The organism is Bacteroides sp. OF03-11BH (assembly GCF_003604005.1).
Taxonomy (GTDB): Bacteria; Bacteroidota; Bacteroidia; order Bacteroidales; family Bacteroidaceae; genus Bacteroides; species Bacteroides ovatus.
On the sequence record NZ_QTMW01000001.1, the window covers coordinates 295156 to 312875 of the forward strand.

The 17720-nt window shown below is 42.2% G+C and carries 16 protein-coding genes and 1 pseudogene; 11 read left to right on the forward strand and 6 right to left on the reverse strand.

The genetic code is table 11. The features are described 5' to 3' along the window. Positions 1 to 3: 3 nt before the first annotated feature. Complete coding sequence (locus DXA54_RS01335) at positions 4 to 678, forward strand: ABC transporter ATP-binding protein (RefSeq protein WP_008647569.1); 675 nt, start codon at positions 4 to 6, stop codon at positions 676 to 678. A gap of 27 nt (positions 679 to 705) precedes the next feature. Further along, entirely contained in the window at positions 706 to 3048 is a 2343-nt protein-coding gene (locus tag DXA54_RS01340) for an ABC transporter permease (protein WP_120078837.1), read from the forward strand. Between the two features lie 175 nt (positions 3049 to 3223). Here DXA54_RS01340 and spt read toward each other — a convergent pair whose 3' ends face one another. Next, entirely contained in the window at positions 3224 to 4408 is a 1185-nt protein-coding gene (gene spt, locus DXA54_RS01345; protein WP_004311645.1) for a serine palmitoyltransferase, read from the reverse strand. A 220-nt stretch (positions 4409 to 4628) separates the two neighbouring features. On the opposite strand from spt, the gene DXA54_RS01350 reads away from it, so the two are divergent. The 3 genes from DXA54_RS01350 to DXA54_RS01360 all read left to right on the forward strand — a co-directional run bounded on the left by DXA54_RS01350 (position 4629) and on the right by DXA54_RS01360 (position 7912). Beyond that, positions 4629 to 5654 (forward strand): diacylglycerol/lipid kinase family protein, encoded by a 1026-nt coding sequence (locus tag DXA54_RS01350; RefSeq protein WP_004303062.1) that lies wholly within the window; start codon positions 4629 to 4631, stop codon positions 5652 to 5654. A 108-nt stretch (positions 5655 to 5762) separates the two neighbouring features. Further along, positions 5763 to 7526 (forward strand): aspartate--tRNA ligase, encoded by a 1764-nt coding sequence (gene aspS / locus DXA54_RS01355; RefSeq protein WP_008647566.1) that lies wholly within the window; start codon positions 5763 to 5765, stop codon positions 7524 to 7526. Further along, positions 7523 to 7912 (forward strand): GtrA family protein, encoded by a 390-nt coding sequence (locus DXA54_RS01360; protein WP_120078838.1) that lies wholly within the window; start codon positions 7523 to 7525, stop codon positions 7910 to 7912. The genes aspS and DXA54_RS01360 overlap by 4 nt, the downstream gene beginning before the upstream one ends. Positions 7913 to 8033: 121 nt before the next feature. On the opposite strand, the gene DXA54_RS01365 is transcribed toward DXA54_RS01360, so the two are convergent. The 3 genes from DXA54_RS01365 to DXA54_RS01375 form a co-directional block, all read right to left on the reverse strand. Next, positions 8034 to 8918, reverse strand: coding sequence for a carbon-nitrogen hydrolase (locus DXA54_RS01365; RefSeq protein ID WP_008647565.1), 885 nt, complete (start codon positions 8916 to 8918; stop codon positions 8034 to 8036). A gap of 68 nt (positions 8919 to 8986) precedes the next feature. Then, positions 8987 to 10108 (reverse strand): agmatine deiminase family protein, encoded by a 1122-nt coding sequence (locus DXA54_RS01370; protein ID WP_008647563.1) that lies wholly within the window; start codon positions 10106 to 10108, stop codon positions 8987 to 8989. A gap of 83 nt (positions 10109 to 10191) precedes the next feature. Then, a complete protein-coding gene (locus DXA54_RS01375; RefSeq protein ID WP_004303057.1) occupies positions 10192 to 10734 on the reverse strand; it encodes a ferredoxin domain-containing protein in 543 nt (180 codons plus the stop codon). A 180-nt stretch (positions 10735 to 10914) separates the two neighbouring features. Here DXA54_RS01375 and DXA54_RS01380 point away from each other — a divergent pair, with 180 nt between their 5' ends. The 4 genes from DXA54_RS01380 to DXA54_RS01395 are packed head-to-tail and all read left to right on the forward strand — an operon-like array spanning position 10915 to position 14263. Beyond that, on the forward strand, positions 10915 to 12471 hold the full coding sequence (locus DXA54_RS01380; protein WP_120078839.1) for an ATP-binding protein: 1557 nt from the start codon (positions 10915 to 10917) through the stop codon (positions 12469 to 12471). A 36-nt stretch (positions 12472 to 12507) separates the two neighbouring features. Then, positions 12508 to 13128, forward strand: a complete 621-nt coding sequence (locus DXA54_RS01385; protein WP_004308918.1) for an ATP-binding cassette domain-containing protein — start codon at positions 12508 to 12510, stop codon at positions 13126 to 13128. Between the two features lie 47 nt (positions 13129 to 13175). Beyond that, positions 13176 to 13970 carry an ABC transporter permease gene (locus tag DXA54_RS01390; RefSeq protein ID WP_004308919.1) on the forward strand — a complete coding sequence of 265 codons (795 nt, stop codon included), beginning with the start codon at positions 13176 to 13178 and terminating at the stop codon, positions 13968 to 13970. Continuing rightward, positions 13967 to 14263 carry a hypothetical protein gene (locus tag DXA54_RS01395; RefSeq protein ID WP_004308920.1) on the forward strand — a complete coding sequence of 99 codons (297 nt, stop codon included), beginning with the start codon at positions 13967 to 13969 and terminating at the stop codon, positions 14261 to 14263. Before DXA54_RS01390 ends, DXA54_RS01395 begins: the two co-directional genes overlap by 4 nt. A gap of 19 nt (positions 14264 to 14282) precedes the next feature. Here the strand turns inward: DXA54_RS01395 and DXA54_RS01400 are convergent. Together DXA54_RS01400 and DXA54_RS01405 are read right to left on the reverse strand one after the other, a co-directional pair. Then, a pseudogene (locus DXA54_RS01400) lies at positions 14283 to 14695 on the reverse strand (DUF4891 domain-containing protein). Between the two features lie 232 nt (positions 14696 to 14927). Continuing rightward, complete coding sequence (locus DXA54_RS01405) at positions 14928 to 15431, reverse strand: RNA polymerase sigma factor (RefSeq protein WP_004303051.1); 504 nt, start codon at positions 15429 to 15431, stop codon at positions 14928 to 14930. A gap of 278 nt (positions 15432 to 15709) precedes the next feature. On the opposite strand from DXA54_RS01405, the gene DXA54_RS01410 reads away from it, so the two are divergent. Both DXA54_RS01410 and DXA54_RS01415 read left to right on the forward strand, forming a co-directional pair. Beyond that, positions 15710 to 16804 carry a Nif3-like dinuclear metal center hexameric protein gene (locus DXA54_RS01410; protein WP_008647557.1) on the forward strand — a complete coding sequence of 365 codons (1095 nt, stop codon included), beginning with the start codon at positions 15710 to 15712 and terminating at the stop codon, positions 16802 to 16804. Between the two features lie 5 nt (positions 16805 to 16809). Then, entirely contained in the window at positions 16810 to 17640 is an 831-nt protein-coding gene (locus tag DXA54_RS01415) for a zinc ribbon domain-containing protein (protein WP_004295942.1), read from the forward strand. Positions 17641 to 17720 lie beyond the last annotated feature (80 nt).

Consider the following 17720-nt stretch of genomic DNA (forward strand, 5'->3'; position numbering starts at 1 on the left):
GTTATGATTAAGACCATTGACTTACAGAAGATTTTCAAAACGGAAGAAGTAGAAACTTGGGCGTTGAATAACGTCAGTATCGAAGTGAAACAAGGTGAATTTGTAGCCATCATGGGTCCCTCCGGCTGTGGTAAGTCAACATTGCTCAACATTCTGGGGCTACTTGATAACCCGACAGGAGGAGAGTATTATCTGAATGGAACAGAAGTCTCCCGGTATACCGAGTCGCAACGTACCAGTCTTCGCAAAGGCGTGATAGGTTTCGTTTTTCAGAGCTTTAACCTGATAGACGAGTTGAACGTATACGAAAATATCGAACTTCCTTTGCTTTATATGGGTATTTCCGCTGCCGAACGGAAAAAGAGGGTAGAGTCAGCTATGGAGAGAATGGCCATTACTCATCGTAGCAAACACTTTCCGCAACAACTTTCCGGTGGTCAGCAGCAACGCGTTGCCATTGCCCGTGCCGTCGTGGCCAACCCTAAACTGATTCTGGCCGATGAGCCAACCGGTAACCTGGACTCCAAAAACGGTAAAGAAGTGATGGGGCTATTGAGCGAACTGAATAAAGAGGGAACCACCATTGTCATGGTGACCCACTCACAACACGATGCCGGTTATGCCGACCGTGTCATAAACTTGTTTGACGGACAGGTGGTGACCGAGGTTAGTATGTAAGCACAAGCCATCAATAAAAAGTATATCATGATAAAACACTATCTGAAAGTAGCCTTTCGCAATCTGATGAAGTATAAGACACAAAGTCTTGTTAGTATTATCGGATTAGCAGTCGGTTTTACCTGTTTTGCGCTGTCTGCTTTATGGATACGTTATGAAATGACGTATGATAACTTCCATGAGGGTGCCGAACGCATTTATCTGGTGCGTGCGCATTACGCCAATGAACCCGGTACAAGCAAATTTACTCCATATCCTTTAATGAAATATTTGCAAGACAAAATGCCGGAGATAGAAGCTGTAACCGCTTTTACCGCACATCATGTAAAATTCCGTATGGAAGATACTGAGCAGGAGATCGGAATGATTGCCGCAGATTCTGTTTTCATGAACTTCTTTGATATACAATTATTGAAAGGTACTGTCAACTTCCTGAAATGTGATGGTCAGGAAGTTGCTATCACTAAAGAATTTGCGAAGCGGCTCTTCAGCAAAGAAGAGGATGCATTGGGGAAAGAGGTGGAAGTAGGCAGACGCGTATGTAAAATAGGAGCAATTGTGAGTGGATGGTCTAACCATTCCAATATTCCATATAATATACTGGCTCCGGCAAGACATTCTCCTCGGTGGGGAAGTTCGAATGAGCAGCTATTTATTCGTGTACGTGAAAGAACAGATATAGACGCATTCCGAACAAAAATGAGCACTGTTTGCATCAACGATATTGAGAAAGAGAGCGAACTTTCCGATTTGTTGATTACCCGGATGTCAGCTTTGCGCTATTCGGATTATGTAGATAAAGCAGATGTTGTTATCTCTTTCAGTTATATATTCTATTTCTCCTTGGCGGGCGGACTGGTGATTATTTGTTCGTTATTCAATTATCTGACGCTTTTTATCAGCCGGCTTTGTATGCGTAACCGTGAAATGGCACTTCGTAAGGTGAATGGAGCAAGCAATAAAGCTTTGTCTGTACAGTTTGCCATTGAATTATTGCTGCTTTTATGTATTGCTCTGATCGGCGGATTGCTGCTGGTGGAGATGAGTATGTCCCAGTTTTTGAATTTTACGCAGATAGAAGCCAGCTCATATTATGGAGAAATCTTAGTATATCTTCTGGCAGTAATCATCCTGTCGTTTCTGTTTGCACTGATGCCATTATCCTATTTTCGTCGTCGAACATTGCAGGAAACAATCAAAGGAGGTGTTGCTACTGCCCGTCCGTACTTATTTCGCAGAATAGGTATTATCGTACAGTTGATTGTCAGCCTTGCCTTTATCTTCTGCACAGTTGTCATCATGAAGCAACTATATTTCCTGAAAAATACGGATTTAGGTATGGAACGTCATCGTGTGGCTAATGTGGCATTGTGGAATGGAGACATTAATCAATGGGTGGAGAAAATAAAAGCTTTGCCTATGGTAACCGAAACTTTACCTCCTGTGTACTTTCCAATTATTCCAGTCGGTCCGATGATGTATGTAGAAATAACCAATTGGGATGGGCTACCCAAAGTGACAGAAAAAACACAGCTTGTTGGCATAATGCCGGCAAAGGAGGAATTCTTTAAGTTTTATGATTTAAAATTACTGGAAGGTGAATTTATATCTGAAAAGAGCCTGCAGAATGAAGTTGTGGTTGATGAAAGTACGTGCCTGAAATTCGGATGGAAACATGCTTTGGGAAAGACTTTCGGCAATAACATCAACGGTCGTCAGGATATTGCATACAAAGTTGTCGGAGTGGTGAAGAATTTTAGTTATCGTTCTCCTACCAGCAAACCGGGACTTATTGCGTTCCAGCGTCCCGAAGCACAAGAGTATCTCCTGAATCGTGCCAGTATCCTTTTTAAATTCAAAGAGGGGACTTGGAATGAATGTCGTGAAGCTATAGAAAAACTCCACAAAGAAGAATTTCCCAATGCTTACTTACGGTTGTTTAGCGAGGAGGAGGAATATGGTAAATATCTTCGTTCCGAAGATGCACTGATGAAGCTATTGAGCTTCGTGTCATTGGTCTGTGTACTCATCTCCGTATTCGGAATCTTTTCATTGGTCACTCTATCGTGTGAGCAACGTCAAAAGGAGATTGCCATACGTAAAGTGAACGGGGCGCAAATTCGTCATATCTTGCAGATGTTTTTCCGTGAATACTTCCTATTGCTGATTATTGCTGCTGTCATAGCCTTTCCAATGGGATATGTGGTTATGAGGCAATGGATTGAAACGTATGTGAGACAAACTGCGATTAACGGTTGGGTATATGTAGGGATTTTCGCTGTAATGGCGATTATTATTCTATTCTGCATCATCTGGCGCATATGGAAAGCTGCCCGACAGAATCCGGCGGAAGTACTTAAGAGTGAATAAAATAAGGCATGTTGAGGAGTAGCTGGATTTCGGATAAAGAGGGAAAAAACAGAGGCTCCGTTTATAGTTCGATTTCCTGTTTTTTTGGGGGGGGAGATAAAATAAAAGTCCGGCATATCTATTGTGTCAGACTTTTATTTTATTTACTTGATATGGGTAATCTATTTTACGTAGATTATAAAATATCCAATGCTTTAAATGCCTTAACCAGCTTTTCTACAGCGCGGTCAATTTGATCTTTTGTATGGGTAGCCATCAATGCCACACGTACCAAAGTGTCTTGCGGTGCACATGCCGGAGGAATAACCGGATTGATAAATACACCCTCGTCGAAAGCCAATTTAGTGACCATGAATGTTTTTTCCGTGTCACGTACATAAAGAGGAATGATAGGTGATTCTGTTGCACCGATTTCAAATCCTGCTTCACGGAAACGTTTCAATGCATAGTTGGTAGCCTCCCACAAAGCTTCAAGCCTTTCCGGTTCATTTTGGATGATGTGGAGGGCTTCAAGAGCAGATGCAGTAGCAGCAGGAGTGTTGGACGCACTAAATATATAAGTACGTGCGTTGTGGCGTAACCAGTTGATGATAGAAGAATCAGCAGCAATGAATCCACCGATAGAAGCCAATGATTTGCTGAAAGTACCCATAATCAAGTCAACTTCGTGAGTCAGACCGAAATGGTCGCAAACACCACGTCCTTGTTTTCCAAATACACCCAAGCCATGAGCTTCGTCTACCATGATAGTAGCGTTGTATTTATGTTTCAAGCGTACGATTTCGGGCAAGTTTGCCAGGTCGCCTTCCATAGAGAACACACCGTCTACTATGATGAGCTTCACTGAATCCGGGTTGCACTTTTGAAGTTGCTTTTCCAGATCCGCCATATCGTTATGCTTATATTTCAGTTGTTGAGAGAAGGAGAGGCGACGGCCATCTACGATAGATGCGTGGTCGCGGTCGTCGCAAATGATATAATCATTGCGATCTGTCAAAGCAGGAATAACTCCCGAATTCACCGTAAAACCGGTTGAGAAGCAGAGTGCTTCATCTTTGCCTACAAAGGCAGCCAGTTCTTTTTCCAACTGAACGTGCAGGTCAAGTGTACCATTCAAGAAGCGCGAGCCTGCGCATCCGGAACCATATTTATGCATGGCTTTAATACCTGCTTCAATCACTCTTTCATCTCCCGTAAGGCCAGTGTATGCATTGGAACCGAACATCAACACTTCGTGTCCGCCCATTTCTACCTCTGTACCCTGCTTTCCTTCTATCTCACGGAAATATGGGTAAACGCCCTGTGCCATAAACTTTTGTGGCAGGTCGTACTTAGCTAACTTCTCTTGTAATAATCCCATGAATTATAATTTATTATACTCATACTCAGATCGTTCGCTGACGATCTTACATCCTTTTATCTTAACAAGTGTTTAAAAACAGGGGGCAAAGATAACAAAATTTGCTTTTATCTGTTCTTTTTAAGAGAAAAAAGTTGCCCTCATGTGATTAGAAACCTCTAATAGATTAAAATTTAAGATATTTATATTACTTTTGTCGTCTACAATCGACAAGAATAGCATGAACGAAAGAATGAAAAAAATAAAATTCGTCGTCAATCCTATTTCGGGAACACAAAGTAAAGAATTGATTCTTAACTTGCTGGACGAAAAAATAGACAAGGCGAGATACTCTTGGGAAGTAGTGAATACGGAGAGAGCCGGTCATGCAGTAGAAATAGCTGCTAAAGCTGCCGAAGAGAAGACTGATATAGTAGTGGCTATCGGTGGGGACGGGACAATCAATGAAATAGCTCGTTCGTTGGTGCATACTGATACCGCACTGGGAATTATTCCCTGCGGATCGGGTAATGGACTGGCGAGGCATCTGCATATACCGATGGAACCGAAGAGGGCGCTGGAAGTGCTGAACGAAGGTTGCATGGACGTAATAGATTATGGTAAGATTAACGGGACGGATTTTTTCTGCACTTGCGGAGTGGGATTCGATGCTTTTGTTAGTCTGAAGTTTGCGCATGCCGGTAAACGCGGGGTGTTGACTTATCTGGAAAAAACCCTGCAAGAGAGTCTTAAATATGAACCGGAAACGTATGAACTGGAAACGGAAAACGGAGTTTCCAAGTATAAGGCTTTCCTGATTGCCTGCGGAAACGCTTCGCAATATGGAAACAATGCTTATATCGCCCCGCAAGCTACGCTGACGGATGGCTTGCTGGATGTAACCATTCTCGAACCGTTCACCGTATTGGATGTCCCTTCATTGGCTTTCCAGTTATTCAATAAGACAATCGATCAGAATAGCCGTATCAAGACTTTCCGTTGCAAGCAGTTGTGCATCCGTCGCACTACTCCGGGAGTAGTGCACTTTGACGGCGACCCCATGGAAACGGACGCCAATGTGAACATTGAGTTGATTCAAAGGGGATTGCGCGTAGTGGTGCCGCAAGCGTCGGAAAAGGATGCTGCCAATGTGCTCCAAAGAGCGCAGGAATATATGAATGGTATCAAATTGATGAATGAAGCCATCGTCGACAATATAACAGACAGAAACAAGAAAATATTGAAAAAGCTGACAAAGAAAGTCTGATAAAATAACGGATTACTGACAACGAATTACAAATTATTGCGTACTTTTGCGCAGTTTTGGTTCAATCAAAATAGAAACGCGAGTGATAATCGTTTAAATAAAAAATATATGTTCAGAACGCACACATGTGGAGAACTAAGAATCTCTGATGTAAACAAGCAAGTTACGCTGTCTGGATGGGTACAGCGCAGCCGTAAAATGGGAGGAATGACTTTTATCGACCTCCGCGACCGTTACGGAATTACCCAGTTGGTCTTTAACGAAGAAATTAATGCTGAACTCTGTGAACGTGCTAATAAACTGGGACGTGAGTTCGTCATTCAAGTGACAGGAACGGTTAATGAACGTTTCAGCAAGAATGCAAACATTCCTACCGGAGACATTGAAATCATCGTTTCCGAACTGAACGTACTAAATACGGCTATGACTCCTCCGTTCACTATTGAGGATAATACGGATGGTGGTGATGATATCCGCATGAAATATCGTTACCTGGATTTGCGTCGTAACGCTGTCCGCTCTAATCTGGAATTGCGTCATAGAATGACGATTGAAGTTCGCAAATATCTGGATAGCCTGGGCTTCATCGAGGTGGAAACGCCCGTTTTGATCGGTTCTACTCCTGAAGGTGCACGCGACTTCGTAGTACCGTCACGTATGAATCCGGGACAGTTCTACGCACTTCCGCAATCTCCGCAGACATTGAAGCAGTTGTTGATGGTTTCCGGTTTCGACCGTTACTTCCAGATTGCAAAATGTTTCCGTGATGAGGACTTGCGTGCCGACCGTCAGCCGGAATTTACGCAGATTGACTGCGAAATGAGCTTCGTTGAGCAGGAAGATATTATTACTACTTTCGAAGGAATGGCTAAACATTTGTTCAAAACACTGCGTGGCGTGGAACTGGCTGAACCGTTCCAGCGTATGTCTTGGGCGGATGCCATGAAATATTATGGTAGTGACAAACCGGACTTGCGTTTCGGCATGAAATTCGTGGAACTGATGGATATCATGAAAGGTCACGGATTCTCTGTATTCGATAATGCTGCTTATGTGGGTGGTATCTGTGCCGAAGGTGCTGCAACTTATACTCGTAAGCAACTGGATGCACTGACGGACTTCGTAAAGAAACCGCAGATTGGTGCAAAAGGTATGGTGTATGCCCGTGTAGAAGCGGACGGAACTGTAAAATCGAGCGTGGATAAATTCTATACGCAGGAAGTGCTGCAGCAAATGAAAGAGGCATTCGGTGCTAAACCGGGTGACTTGATTCTGATCTTGTCCGGCGACGATGTGATGAAAACACGTAAACAACTTTGTGAGCTTCGTCTGGAAATGGGCGCTCAACTGGGGTTGCGTGATAAGAATAAGTTTGTTTGTCTTTGGGTGATCGACTTCCCGATGTTCGAATGGAGCGAGGAGGAAGGTCGTCTGATGGCTATGCATCATCCGTTTACTCATCCGAAAGAGGAAGATATTCCGATGTTGGATACTGATCCGGCAGCTGTACGTGCAGATGCTTATGATATGGTAGTGAACGGTGTGGAAGTTGGTGGCGGATCTATCCGTATCCACGATGCGAAATTACAGGCGAAGATGTTCGAGATTCTTGGATTCACTCCGGAAAAGGCACAGGCGCAGTTTGGCTTCCTGATGAATGCCTTTAAGTATGGTGCACCTCCTCACGGTGGTTTGGCATACGGACTCGACCGTTGGGTATCTTTGTTCGCTGGTTTGGATTCTATCCGCGACTGTATTGCGTTCCCGAAAAACAATTCCGGACGTGATGTGATGCTGGATGCACCGTCTGCAATCGACCAGACTCAACTTGATGAACTGAATTTGATCGTTGATCTGAAAGAGGGCGAGTGAAAGAATCTGTACGCATATTCCGTTTTATAGTCATCGGTACAATGAACGCCTTAATTATGGCGTTGGTTGTATGGTTAATGATGAAAGAAATGTCATTCGATGGTGACTATATGGTGGCTAATATAACAGCGTATCTGATAGCTCAAATCCATAACTTTATCTGGTGCAAATACTGGATATTCCCCGTAGAAAATAAAAAGAATAGTATCTGGAAACAGATACTGCTCTTTTGTTCTGCTTTTGCCGTGGCTTACACCGCACAGTTCTTATTTCTTGTCTTATTGGCAGAAGGATTGGACGTGAATGAATATCTGGCTCAATTCCTGGGATTGTTTATTTATGGAGGGGCTAATTTCCTAGCCAACAAAAAAATAACGTTTCAATGAGATAGTTATTTATGATGATATATTGAAAGGGCACAGAATTCTAAATTTAGGTTTGAACTCTGTGCCCTTCTTTTTTCTTTATTAGATAAACCTCCTGCAATGAAGGTATGTGGGTAAGCCTTTAATCCAGAAAGCGTTTGGTAAGTCCATCATATTCGTCAATCCGACGATCACGAAGGAAAGGCCACCAACGGCGAACGTTTTCCGAACGTTCCATATCTATTTCCACTACTATGTTTTCCGGGTGATCGTTTCCGGCTTGTGCCAGAAATTCCCCTTGTGGTCCTGCTACAAAACTGTTTCCCCAGAATAAGATACCATTTGTCTGTCCGGAAGGATCAGGCTCGTGCCCTACACGGTTGACGGAGATAACAGGAAGTCCATTGGCAACGGCATGAGCGCGCTGTGAAATAATCCAGGCATTGAGTTGGCGGGCTTTTTCATCGTCCGTGTCGCTGCTTTCCCAGCCAATGGCGGTAGGATAAATTAAAAGTTCCGCACCTTTTAGTGCCATCAGGCGGGCAGCTTCCGGATACCATTGATCCCAGCATACTAATACGCCCAGTTTTCCTAAAGAAGTTTGAATCGGTTCAAAACCAATGTCTCCCGGAGTGAAATAGAACTTTTCGTAGTAAGCCGGATCATCGGGAATATGCATTTTCCGGTATTTTCCTGCAATGCTTCCGTCGCGGTCGAATACGACAGCGGTATTATGATAAAGTCCGGGAGCACGTTTCTCAAAAAGAGAGGTGACAAGGACTACTTTATTAGCTGCTGCCAACTCGGAATAAAAGCCTGTGGAAGGCCCGGGAATCGGTTCGGCAAGATCAAACAGGTTAGTGTTTTCTGTCTGGCAAAAATAAAGTGAATTGTGTAACTCCTGGAGCACAATCAGTTGTGCGCCGTGAGCGGCACAAGCCTCGATACTCTTTGCGAGGTTCATTAGATTGGCTTTAATATCTGCGGTATTGGATTGTTGGATGATTCCGACTTTTATCTTTCTCATGATGAATAATTAGTGGGTTGATTCATTCATTATTTTATAATTCCTTTATAGGCTCCTTTGTAATTCTTTTATGACTCCTTTATAACGCCCAGCGGATATTGCATGGTGACACAGTGTAGGGAACCGTGCTGTTTAATCAGGGCACGGCAGTCTATTCCAATTATTTGATGGTTTGGAAAGGCTTGCTGCAATACTTCTCCTGCTTTTTTGTCATTCGCCGGCTGATTGTATGTCGGGTAAAGAATAACGTCGTTCATAATCAGGAAATTGGCGTAAGTTGCAGGCAGGCGTTCGCCGTCTTCTTCTATCTTGTCTGCCATGGGTAAGGCCAATAGGTGATAGGGTTCTCCTGCTAAGGTGCGGAATGTTTTCAGCTGTTCTTCCATTGCGAGCAGTGCTTCGTAATGTTCGTCTTCTTTGTTTTCGCATTTCACGTAAGCGATGGTGTCGGTAGAACAGAAGCGTGCCAAAGTGTCGATATGGCTGTCGGTATCATCACCGGCCAGATAACCGTGGTCTAACCAAAGCACCTTTTGCAGGTGGAAGGTTGATTTCAGGTATTCTTCTATCTCTACCTGGTTCAGTCGTCCGTTTCGTTGGGGAGAAAGCAGACATTCGGAAGTGGTAAGCAATGTACCCATTCCGTCGCTTTCGATAGAACCTCCTTCGAGTACGAAGTCGAGGTGGTCTATATACTGGCCTTTCAAGGCTCCGGCTTCTACGGCATGTTTGGTAATTTGATTATCCAGTTCGGAAGCAAATTTCAGTCCCCAGCCGTTGAAGGTGAAGTCGAGCAGGGAAGGGGTGCCGGTATCTATCATTGTTATGGCTCCGTGGTCGCGGGCCCATGTGTCATTGGTGGCACATTCCAGAAAGCGGACGTTATCCATATTGACAGTAGCAGCTATCTGCTTTTTCACTTCTTCCGGTTCGGGAGTGACGATCAATAATAATTCACGCTTCGCTATTTCTCTGGCAATATTGATAAAACACTCTTGCACTTCCGCCAGCATGTAGGCCCAATCTGTACCGGCATGTGGCCATGTTAACTGTATACCGCTCTGCATGTGCCATTCGGCAGGCAAATGAGGTGCTCTCATTTCTACCTGTACGGTCATGTTTTTGCCGAAGTTCAACTGCAAATCTTTCTCCGAGCCGCTTGGGCTGGGGAGTCCAACCATGATTCCCATTAGACTATATATATTTAGTTATTTATAAAATCAGTTTATTGTCTGCATCTAAAGTCAGTTTGTTTTCTGCATCGATGTGACTGTTATGCATTGTTTTCCTGCTTCGGTTTCCGGTCAAAGAACGGATTCTTGGAGGATGCGCTTACGGGGATCGCCATTACCATCTTGCAGTCTTTCAGCCAGTTCAGGCGTTGTGCTGCCAATCCGGCGGAGAACATGACGCGTGTGTCTACGCGTAAATCGGCTGCCGTGGCGCACGCGGAACCTATTGCGATACCTACATCTATGCTGTTCAATGCGCAGGGAACTCCATCAGTACGTCCGGCACAGGTGGCAAATCCGCAATGGCCGCAGTTCAAGCCCTGTGTCTGCTCGCGTGTTCCTATCAGTACAACACATTCGGCACTTAGGATGTTGTCGGCATCACGAAGGAAGAATTTCATTCCGTGTTCTTCTACCATAGCTATCATAGTGTCCGATAATTGTTTAATCTCTTCATCAGTGATGAGGGCCACTTCAATAATATCGATTCCTTTTCCTTTCGGAGCAGTGCGCGCAGCCGTCATCATCTGACGTGCTACCTGCAATATATGCTCGTGACGAGCGTCTCTTTCGTTCAGTATCATAACTTTCTTGAATTAATTAGTAAGGCAAAGATAAATGAAAATTGGCAAAATTACACTAGATGATGAAATAAATAGGGGCTATCATTTGAGTCTGATATGAAAAAACTTTCGTATCGGACTTTGTGTTATTGGGTGGAAAAGGCTATCTTTGTATCTGTCAACTTATAAAGTTATGAGTATATGAGTAATAAAATTTATCCTATCGGCATACAGAACTTCGAGAAAATCCGTAAAGGAGGTTATTGCTATATAGATAAGACTGCTTGGATATATCAAATGGTGAAAACTGGCAGTTATTATTTTCTTAGTCGTCCACGTCGTTTTGGGAAAAGTTTGTTACTGTCTACTTTGGAAGCCTATTTTCAAGGGAAGAAAAAACTTTTCGAAGGATTGGCGATAGAGAAACTGGAAAAAGACTGGTTTAAATATCCGATCCTGCATATTGACCTCAATACAGAAAAATACGATACACCGGAAAGACTTGAAAATAAGCTGAATCGCACATTGGTGGAATGGGAAAAAATCTATGGAGCGGAATCTGCAGAAACTTCTCTAGCTATGCGTTTCGAGGGTATTATTCAGCGTGCTTGTGAGAAAGAGGGCCAGAGTGTCGTTATTCTTGTGGATGAATACGATAAGCCTATGTTACAGGCGATTGGTAATGATGAACTCCAGAAGAGTTTTCGTGATACATTGAAGGCTTTCTATGGAGCTTTAAAAAGCAAGGATGGCTGCATTAAATTTGGTATGCTTACGGGAGTTACAAAATTCGGAAAAGTAAGTGTATTCAGCGATCTGAATAATCTGGAGGATATTTCTATGCGTCAGCAGTATATAGAAATCTGCGGAATCAGTGATCGTGAGTTGCATGAGAACTTTGAAACTGAATTGCATGAATTTGCCGATGCGCAAGGTTTGACGTATGATGAAATTTGCACAGAAATGCGTGAAAGATATGATGGTTATCATTTCACTCATGATTCTATAGGTATGTATAATCCGTTCAGTATACTTAACACCCTTAAATACAATGTGTTTGGCAACTACTGGTTTGAAACGGGCACACCTACTTATCTGGTCGAATTACTAAAAAAACATCATTACGATCTTCACCGGATGGCTCATGAAGAAACTAGTGCCGACGTACTGAATAGTATTGATTCAACTTCCGACAATCCTATCCCTGTGATTTATCAGAGCGGTTATCTTACCATAAAAGGCTACGATCGTGAATTTGAAACTTATCGCCTGGGATTTCCCAATCGTGAAGTGGAGGAAGGTTTTGTGAAATATCTCATGCCTTTTTATGCCAATATAAATGCCGTAGAATCATCTTTTGAGATTCAGAAGTTTGTCCGCGAAGTCCGTTCGGGAGATTATGATTCTTTTTTCCGTCGTCTTCAGAGTTTCTTTGCAGATACTCCTTATGAATTGGTTCGCGATTTGGAATTGCATTATCAGAATGTTCTCTTTATCGTGTTCAAATTAGTCGGTTTTTATGTAAAAGCGGAATATCACACGAGCCAGGGCCGTATCGATCTTGTTTTGCAGACTGATAAATTTATCTATGTCATGGAATTCAAGCTGGAGGGTACGGCTGAAGAAGCCTTGCAGCAGATCAATGAAAAGCATTATGCTAAACCTTTCGAAAGTGATGGGCGAACACTTTTTAAGATTGGAGTGAATTTTAGTGCTGAAACACGAAACATTGAGAAGTGGGTGGCGGAACTTCAATAAATATAATTTTGGCAGGATTTTCAAGAGAACAAATAGATGTTACATATTAATAATGCCTGTATTGCTTTTGGTACGGAAGTGCTTTTCTCCGGTTTCAGTATGAAGTTGGAAAGGGGAGAAACGGCTTGCATTGTCGGTCAATCCGGTTGTGGAAAGACTTCGTTGCTGAATGCGGTAATGGGGTTTGTGCCTTTGAAAGAAGGATCTATACAGGTAGGGGAAACATTGCTTGATATATCGACTATCGATAGTGTCCGCAGACAGATTGCATGGATTCCTCAAGAATTGGCACTACCTTTTGAATGGGTCAAAGAGATGGTGGCTCTCCCGTTCGGACTGAAAGTGAATCGTTCTGTTCCTTTTTCGGAAGAAAGACTTTTCACTTGTTTCGATGAATTGGGGCTGGAACACGAATTATATACAAAGAGGGTGAATGAAGTATCGGGTGGTCAACGCCAACGTATTATGTTGGCTGTGGCTGCAATGCTCAACAAACCTCTCATTATCATAGATGAACCGACTTCTGCTTTGGATGCCGGATCAACCGGTAAAGTCCTGTCTTTTTTCCGGCGACAGGCGGAAAGAGGAACGGCTGTGTTAGCCGTATCACATGATAAGGACTTTGCTTCGGGCTGTCATTATTTAATAGAACTGTAATTAATTGAACTGTAACGCAAATCGGATAGAATTGTTAAGAATATATTGTGGGAACGATTGATATATCATATTATAATCTCTTTATAGGGCTACTATTGCTTGCCATTCCGTTTTTTTACCTTTGGAAATTTAAAACGGGATTGCTGAAACCTGCCGTGATTGGTACATTACGGATGATTATCCAGCTGTTCTTTATCGGCATGTATCTGAAATATCTCTTTTTATGGAACAATCCCTGGATTAATTTTCTTTGGGTGATAATTATGGTATTCGTGGCCGGGCAGACCGCATTGGTACGTACTCAGTTGAAACGTAGTGTTTTATTAATCCCTATTACGGTAGGATTTCTTTGTAGTGTTGTATTGGTAGGCATCTATTTTATCGGTATTGTTCTCCAACTGGATAATATATTTAGCGCCCAATACTTTATTCCAATATTTGGAATTCTGATGGGTAATATGCTGTCGAGCAATGTAATAGCTTTGAATACTTATTATAGTGGATTGAAACGTGAACAGCAACTATATCGGTATTTATTGGGAAACGGAGCAACAAGGCAGGAAGCGCAGGCTCCATTTATCCGGCAGGCCATCATTAAATCGTTTAGTCCCCTGATTGCGAACATTGCCGTGATGGGATTGGTGGCTCTTCCGGGCACGATGATCGGACAAATTCTGGGAGGAAGCAGCCCGAATGTCGCTATCAAGTATCAGATGATGATTATGGTGATTACTTTCACAGCATCTATGCTATCGCTAATGATTACTATTTCATTGGCTTCGCGTCGATCTTTTGATGCATACGGAAAACTGCTGGAGGTAACAAAAGAACCCAGGAAATGACTGTTATTGACCAGATATTCCATAAAGTAGCTGAAATAGCTATTCCACACTTCTTTATAACAGTGGAGTTTTCAGCATCCGGCACAGAAATGCCGGAACATATCGAGGCTTTCCTGCAGGAAAAATACGAAGCAATTCTTCGTGGAGCCAGTGGACGTAAATTTATCTATAAGGAAGGAGAGTGGCGGCTTATTTTCACTTTCTTCCCTACGGACAGAGTCGTAGACGAACGGTATGCACTGAAAAACAAGGTACAAATGATAAATAAGGTGCAAATGAAAAGCAAAAGCTAACCGGTTATTAGCGTGTTTATTATTTGCCTTTCAACATTCCCCATAAGCAGCGAAGCTGCACGAATTGTTCTCCGGGTTGCACATAACCGCCTTCAAACATCTTTTCCGTTACTTGAAATTTAGAGAGGTGATGGCGTATATACTTCTCTACATCAGGCGATTGTTTCTTGACGAAGACAGCAAATCAACCTTCCCGTCTTCGCGAATGAGCACCCTAGCTTTGATTGTGCGAAAACCGTACTCTTTGCAGTGTTTGGTTTCTACTTTATCAATCCAGAAGATAGCGGTAGCTTTGACCGTATCTGCCGCACAATCTTCGATATTGTCAATCTTTGCAGCCTCGGCTACGGACATTTCGATACTATCACTTTTCTTGGGCTGGCAAGAAACCATCATAACTAGCAGGAGCAGTAAAGTCAAATTTGTTTTCATCGTATTCATTATTTAGATGAAGTAAAAGTACAGAATTTCAATAAATAACGGAAGCTTTAGGCGAAAATTTATAATTAGTTTTTATTCCGGAACCGGTTTTTATCCGAATTTATCCGATGAAAACAGGCAAAAGGCAAAAAGAATATAAACTCTTTTTGCCTTTTGCCTATTGATAAAACTGAAAAATGAAATTAACTGTTTAATCTAAAATTTATATGGATATAGTTATGGTTTAGCGGAAGTCTTTTAGTTCTTCCTGTAATTTCTGACGGGTAAAGAAGATCCGACTTTTTACGGTACCTAACGGAAGATTCAGTTTTTCTGCAATTTCACGGTATTTGAATCCGGAAACGTGCATGGCGAACGGAACCCTGTATTCTTTCGGAAGAGCATTGACTACACGGTGCATCTCTTTCAGGTCGTATGTCCTTTCAGTACTTTCAAACCCTGCATCTTGCGGCAAATTAAGATGATAAAGGTTATCGGTCTTGTCAACAAATGTCTGGTCGCGAACTACCTTACGATAATTATTGATAAAGATATTGCGCATGATGGTGTACATCCATCCTTTGAAATTTGTATCGGGTGTATATTTATCTTCATTATCTAATGCTTTCAATGAGGTTTCCTGCAGCAAATCGTTTGCTTCTTCGCGGTCTGTTGTCAGTTTGTATGCGAAACGTAGTAATTCTTCCTGAACTCCTACCAAATCTTTTCTGAAGCTTAAACTTTTCATATGTGTTGTTTTTAAAATGTGAGTATTCGTTGTAAAAATTTTGATGATGCAAGTTTAAGATATTTTGTCGACCTTGGTAGGGGAGAATCAGACGTAATTTAGGGGAATTTCTATCAACAGATAGTTTTTAGGTCCTTTTTGATAGTTTCTGGGTGGTATTTTATATCTTTTACGGGGATCTCAAAAAATGGATAACGATAAATTCTCTAAAAAACGATCACTTAGTATGTTAATTCCTATTTTATTTATTATCTTTGCAACCAAATTTTCTACCAATAATGAAAATTAAGGAAATAGTAAGCGCCCTTGAACGATTCGCGCCTCTGCCATTGCAAGACGGATTTGATAATGCCGGCCTGCAAATCGGATTGACAGAAGCGGAAGCAACAGGGGCTTTGTTGTGTCTTGACGTTACCGAAGCTGTGTTGGATGAAGCTATCGCGCTGGGGTACAATCTCGTTATATCGCACCATCCGCTCATTTTCAAGGGCTATAAATCTATCACGGGCAAAGATTACGTGGAACGCTGCATACTGAAAGCAATAAAGAATGATATTGTGATCTATTCAGCACATACTAATCTTGATAATGCACAAGGTGGAGTTAATTATAAGATAGCAGAGAAAATAGGGTTGAAGAATCTGAAAGTGCTCGAACCGAAAGAGAACTGTCTGATTAAGCTGGTGACTTTCGTGCCGGATGCACAAGCCGATAGTGTGCGCGAAGTGTTGTTTGCAGCCGGATGCGGAAATATAGGTAACTATGATTCATGCAGTTACAATCTGAAAGGAGAGGGAACCTTCCGGGCAAAAGAGGGAACGCATCCTTTCTGTGGAACAATCGGTGAACTGCATCATGAAAATGAAGTGAGGATTGAAACCATTCTTCCTATATATAAAAAAGCGGAAGTTATAAAGGCTTTATTGTCTGTACATCCTTATGAGGAACCGGCATTTGACTTGTATCCGTTGCAGAATGACTGGTTGCAGGCAGGTTCGGGAATTGTAGGTGAATTGGATGAATCGGAAACGGAACTCGAGTTTCTGAAACGCATCAAGAAAATCTTTGAAGTGGGTTGTGTACGTCATAACAAACTGACGGGGAGAGAAATACAGAAGGTTGCCTTATGTGGTGGTGCCGGAGCTTTCCTGCTTCCACAGGCAATTCGGACGGGTGCGGATGTCTTTATTACGGGAGAAATCAAATATCATGATTATTTCGGCCACGAGGGTGATATTCTGATGGCAGAGATTGGTCATTACGAAAGCGAACAATATACAAAAGAAATTTTTTATTCCATAATCCGGGATTTATTTCCTAATTTTGCACTCCAATTGAGTAAAATAAATACGAATCCCATAAAATATTTATAAGTAAAATGGCTAGAGAAGCAAAAAAAGATCCGAATGAGTTGACGGTAGAACAGAAACTGAAGACACTGTTCCAACTGCAAACGATGTTGTCTAAGATTGATGAAATCAAGACATTGAGAGGTGAACTTCCGTTGGAAGTGCAAGACCTTGAAGATGAAATTGCTGGTTTGAGTACCCGTATCGACAAGATCAAAGCTGAAGTGGATGAACTGAAATCTGCTATTGCCGGCAAGAGAGTAGAAATTGAAACAGCAAAGGCTTCAGTAGAAAAATATAAGTCACAACAAGACAATGTTCGCAATAACCGTGAATATGATTTCTTGACGAAAGAAATCGAATTCCAGACATTGGAAATCGAACTTTGCGAAAAGAGAATTAAGGAATATTCTGCTGATAAAGAAGAAAAAGAGGCTGAAGTAACGAAGAACGATCAGATTCTTAACGAAAGACTGAAAGACCTTGAGCAGAAGAAGAGCGAACTGGACGAAATTATCTCTGAAACCAAACAGGAAGAAGAGAAATTGAGAGACAAAGCTAAAGATTTGGAAACTAAGATCGAACCGCGTCTGTTGCAGTCTTTCAAACGTATCCGTAAGAACTCTCGCAACGGATTGGGTATTGTATACGTACAGCGTGACGCTTGTGGTGGTTGCTTTAACAAGATTCCGCCCCAGAGACAACTGGATATCCGTTCTCGTAAGAAAGTAATCGTTTGTGAATATTGCGGACGTATTATGATTGACCCGGAATTGGCTGGCGTACAAATCGAACACAAGGTGGAAGAAGCTCCGGTAGCTACTACCAAAAGAGCTATCAGAAGAAAAACTGCTGAATAAGAAGAGCAGTGAAGTAAGTAAAGTTACTTTTTTGATATATAATAAGCCCTGCAGCAATGCTGGGCTTTTTTTGTTTTAAC

Coding starts and splice junctions, on each gene's coding strand:
- DXA54_RS01335 (WP_008647569.1), top strand. CDS start 4: ATGATTAAGACCATTGACTTACAGAAGATTTTCAAAACGGAAGAAGTA.
- DXA54_RS01340 (WP_120078837.1), top strand. CDS start 706: ATGATAAAACACTATCTGAAAGTAGCCTTTCGCAATCTGATGAAGTAT.
- spt (WP_004311645.1), bottom strand. CDS start 4,408: ATGGGATTATTACAAGAGAAGTTAGCTAAGTACGACCTGCCACAAAAG.
- DXA54_RS01350 (WP_004303062.1), top strand. CDS start 4,629: ATGAACGAAAGAATGAAAAAAATAAAATTCGTCGTCAATCCTATTTCG.
- aspS (WP_008647566.1), top strand. CDS start 5,763: ATGTTCAGAACGCACACATGTGGAGAACTAAGAATCTCTGATGTAAAC.
- DXA54_RS01365 (WP_008647565.1), bottom strand. CDS start 8,918: ATGAGAAAGATAAAAGTCGGAATCATCCAACAATCCAATACCGCAGAT.
- DXA54_RS01370 (WP_008647563.1), bottom strand. CDS start 10,108: ATGGGAATCATGGTTGGACTCCCCAGCCCAAGCGGCTCGGAGAAAGAT.
- DXA54_RS01375 (WP_004303057.1), bottom strand. CDS start 10,734: ATGATACTGAACGAAAGAGACGCTCGTCACGAGCATATATTGCAGGTA.
- DXA54_RS01380 (WP_120078839.1), top strand. CDS start 10,915: ATGAGTAATAAAATTTATCCTATCGGCATACAGAACTTCGAGAAAATC.
- DXA54_RS01385 (WP_004308918.1), top strand. CDS start 12,508: ATGTTACATATTAATAATGCCTGTATTGCTTTTGGTACGGAAGTGCTT.
- DXA54_RS01395 (WP_004308920.1), top strand. CDS start 13,967: ATGACTGTTATTGACCAGATATTCCATAAAGTAGCTGAAATAGCTATT.
- DXA54_RS01405 (WP_004303051.1), bottom strand. CDS start 15,431: ATGAAAAGTTTAAGCTTCAGAAAAGATTTGGTAGGAGTTCAGGAAGAA.
- DXA54_RS01410 (WP_008647557.1), top strand. CDS start 15,710: ATGAAAATTAAGGAAATAGTAAGCGCCCTTGAACGATTCGCGCCTCTG.
- DXA54_RS01415 (WP_004295942.1), top strand. CDS start 16,810: ATGGCTAGAGAAGCAAAAAAAGATCCGAATGAGTTGACGGTAGAACAG.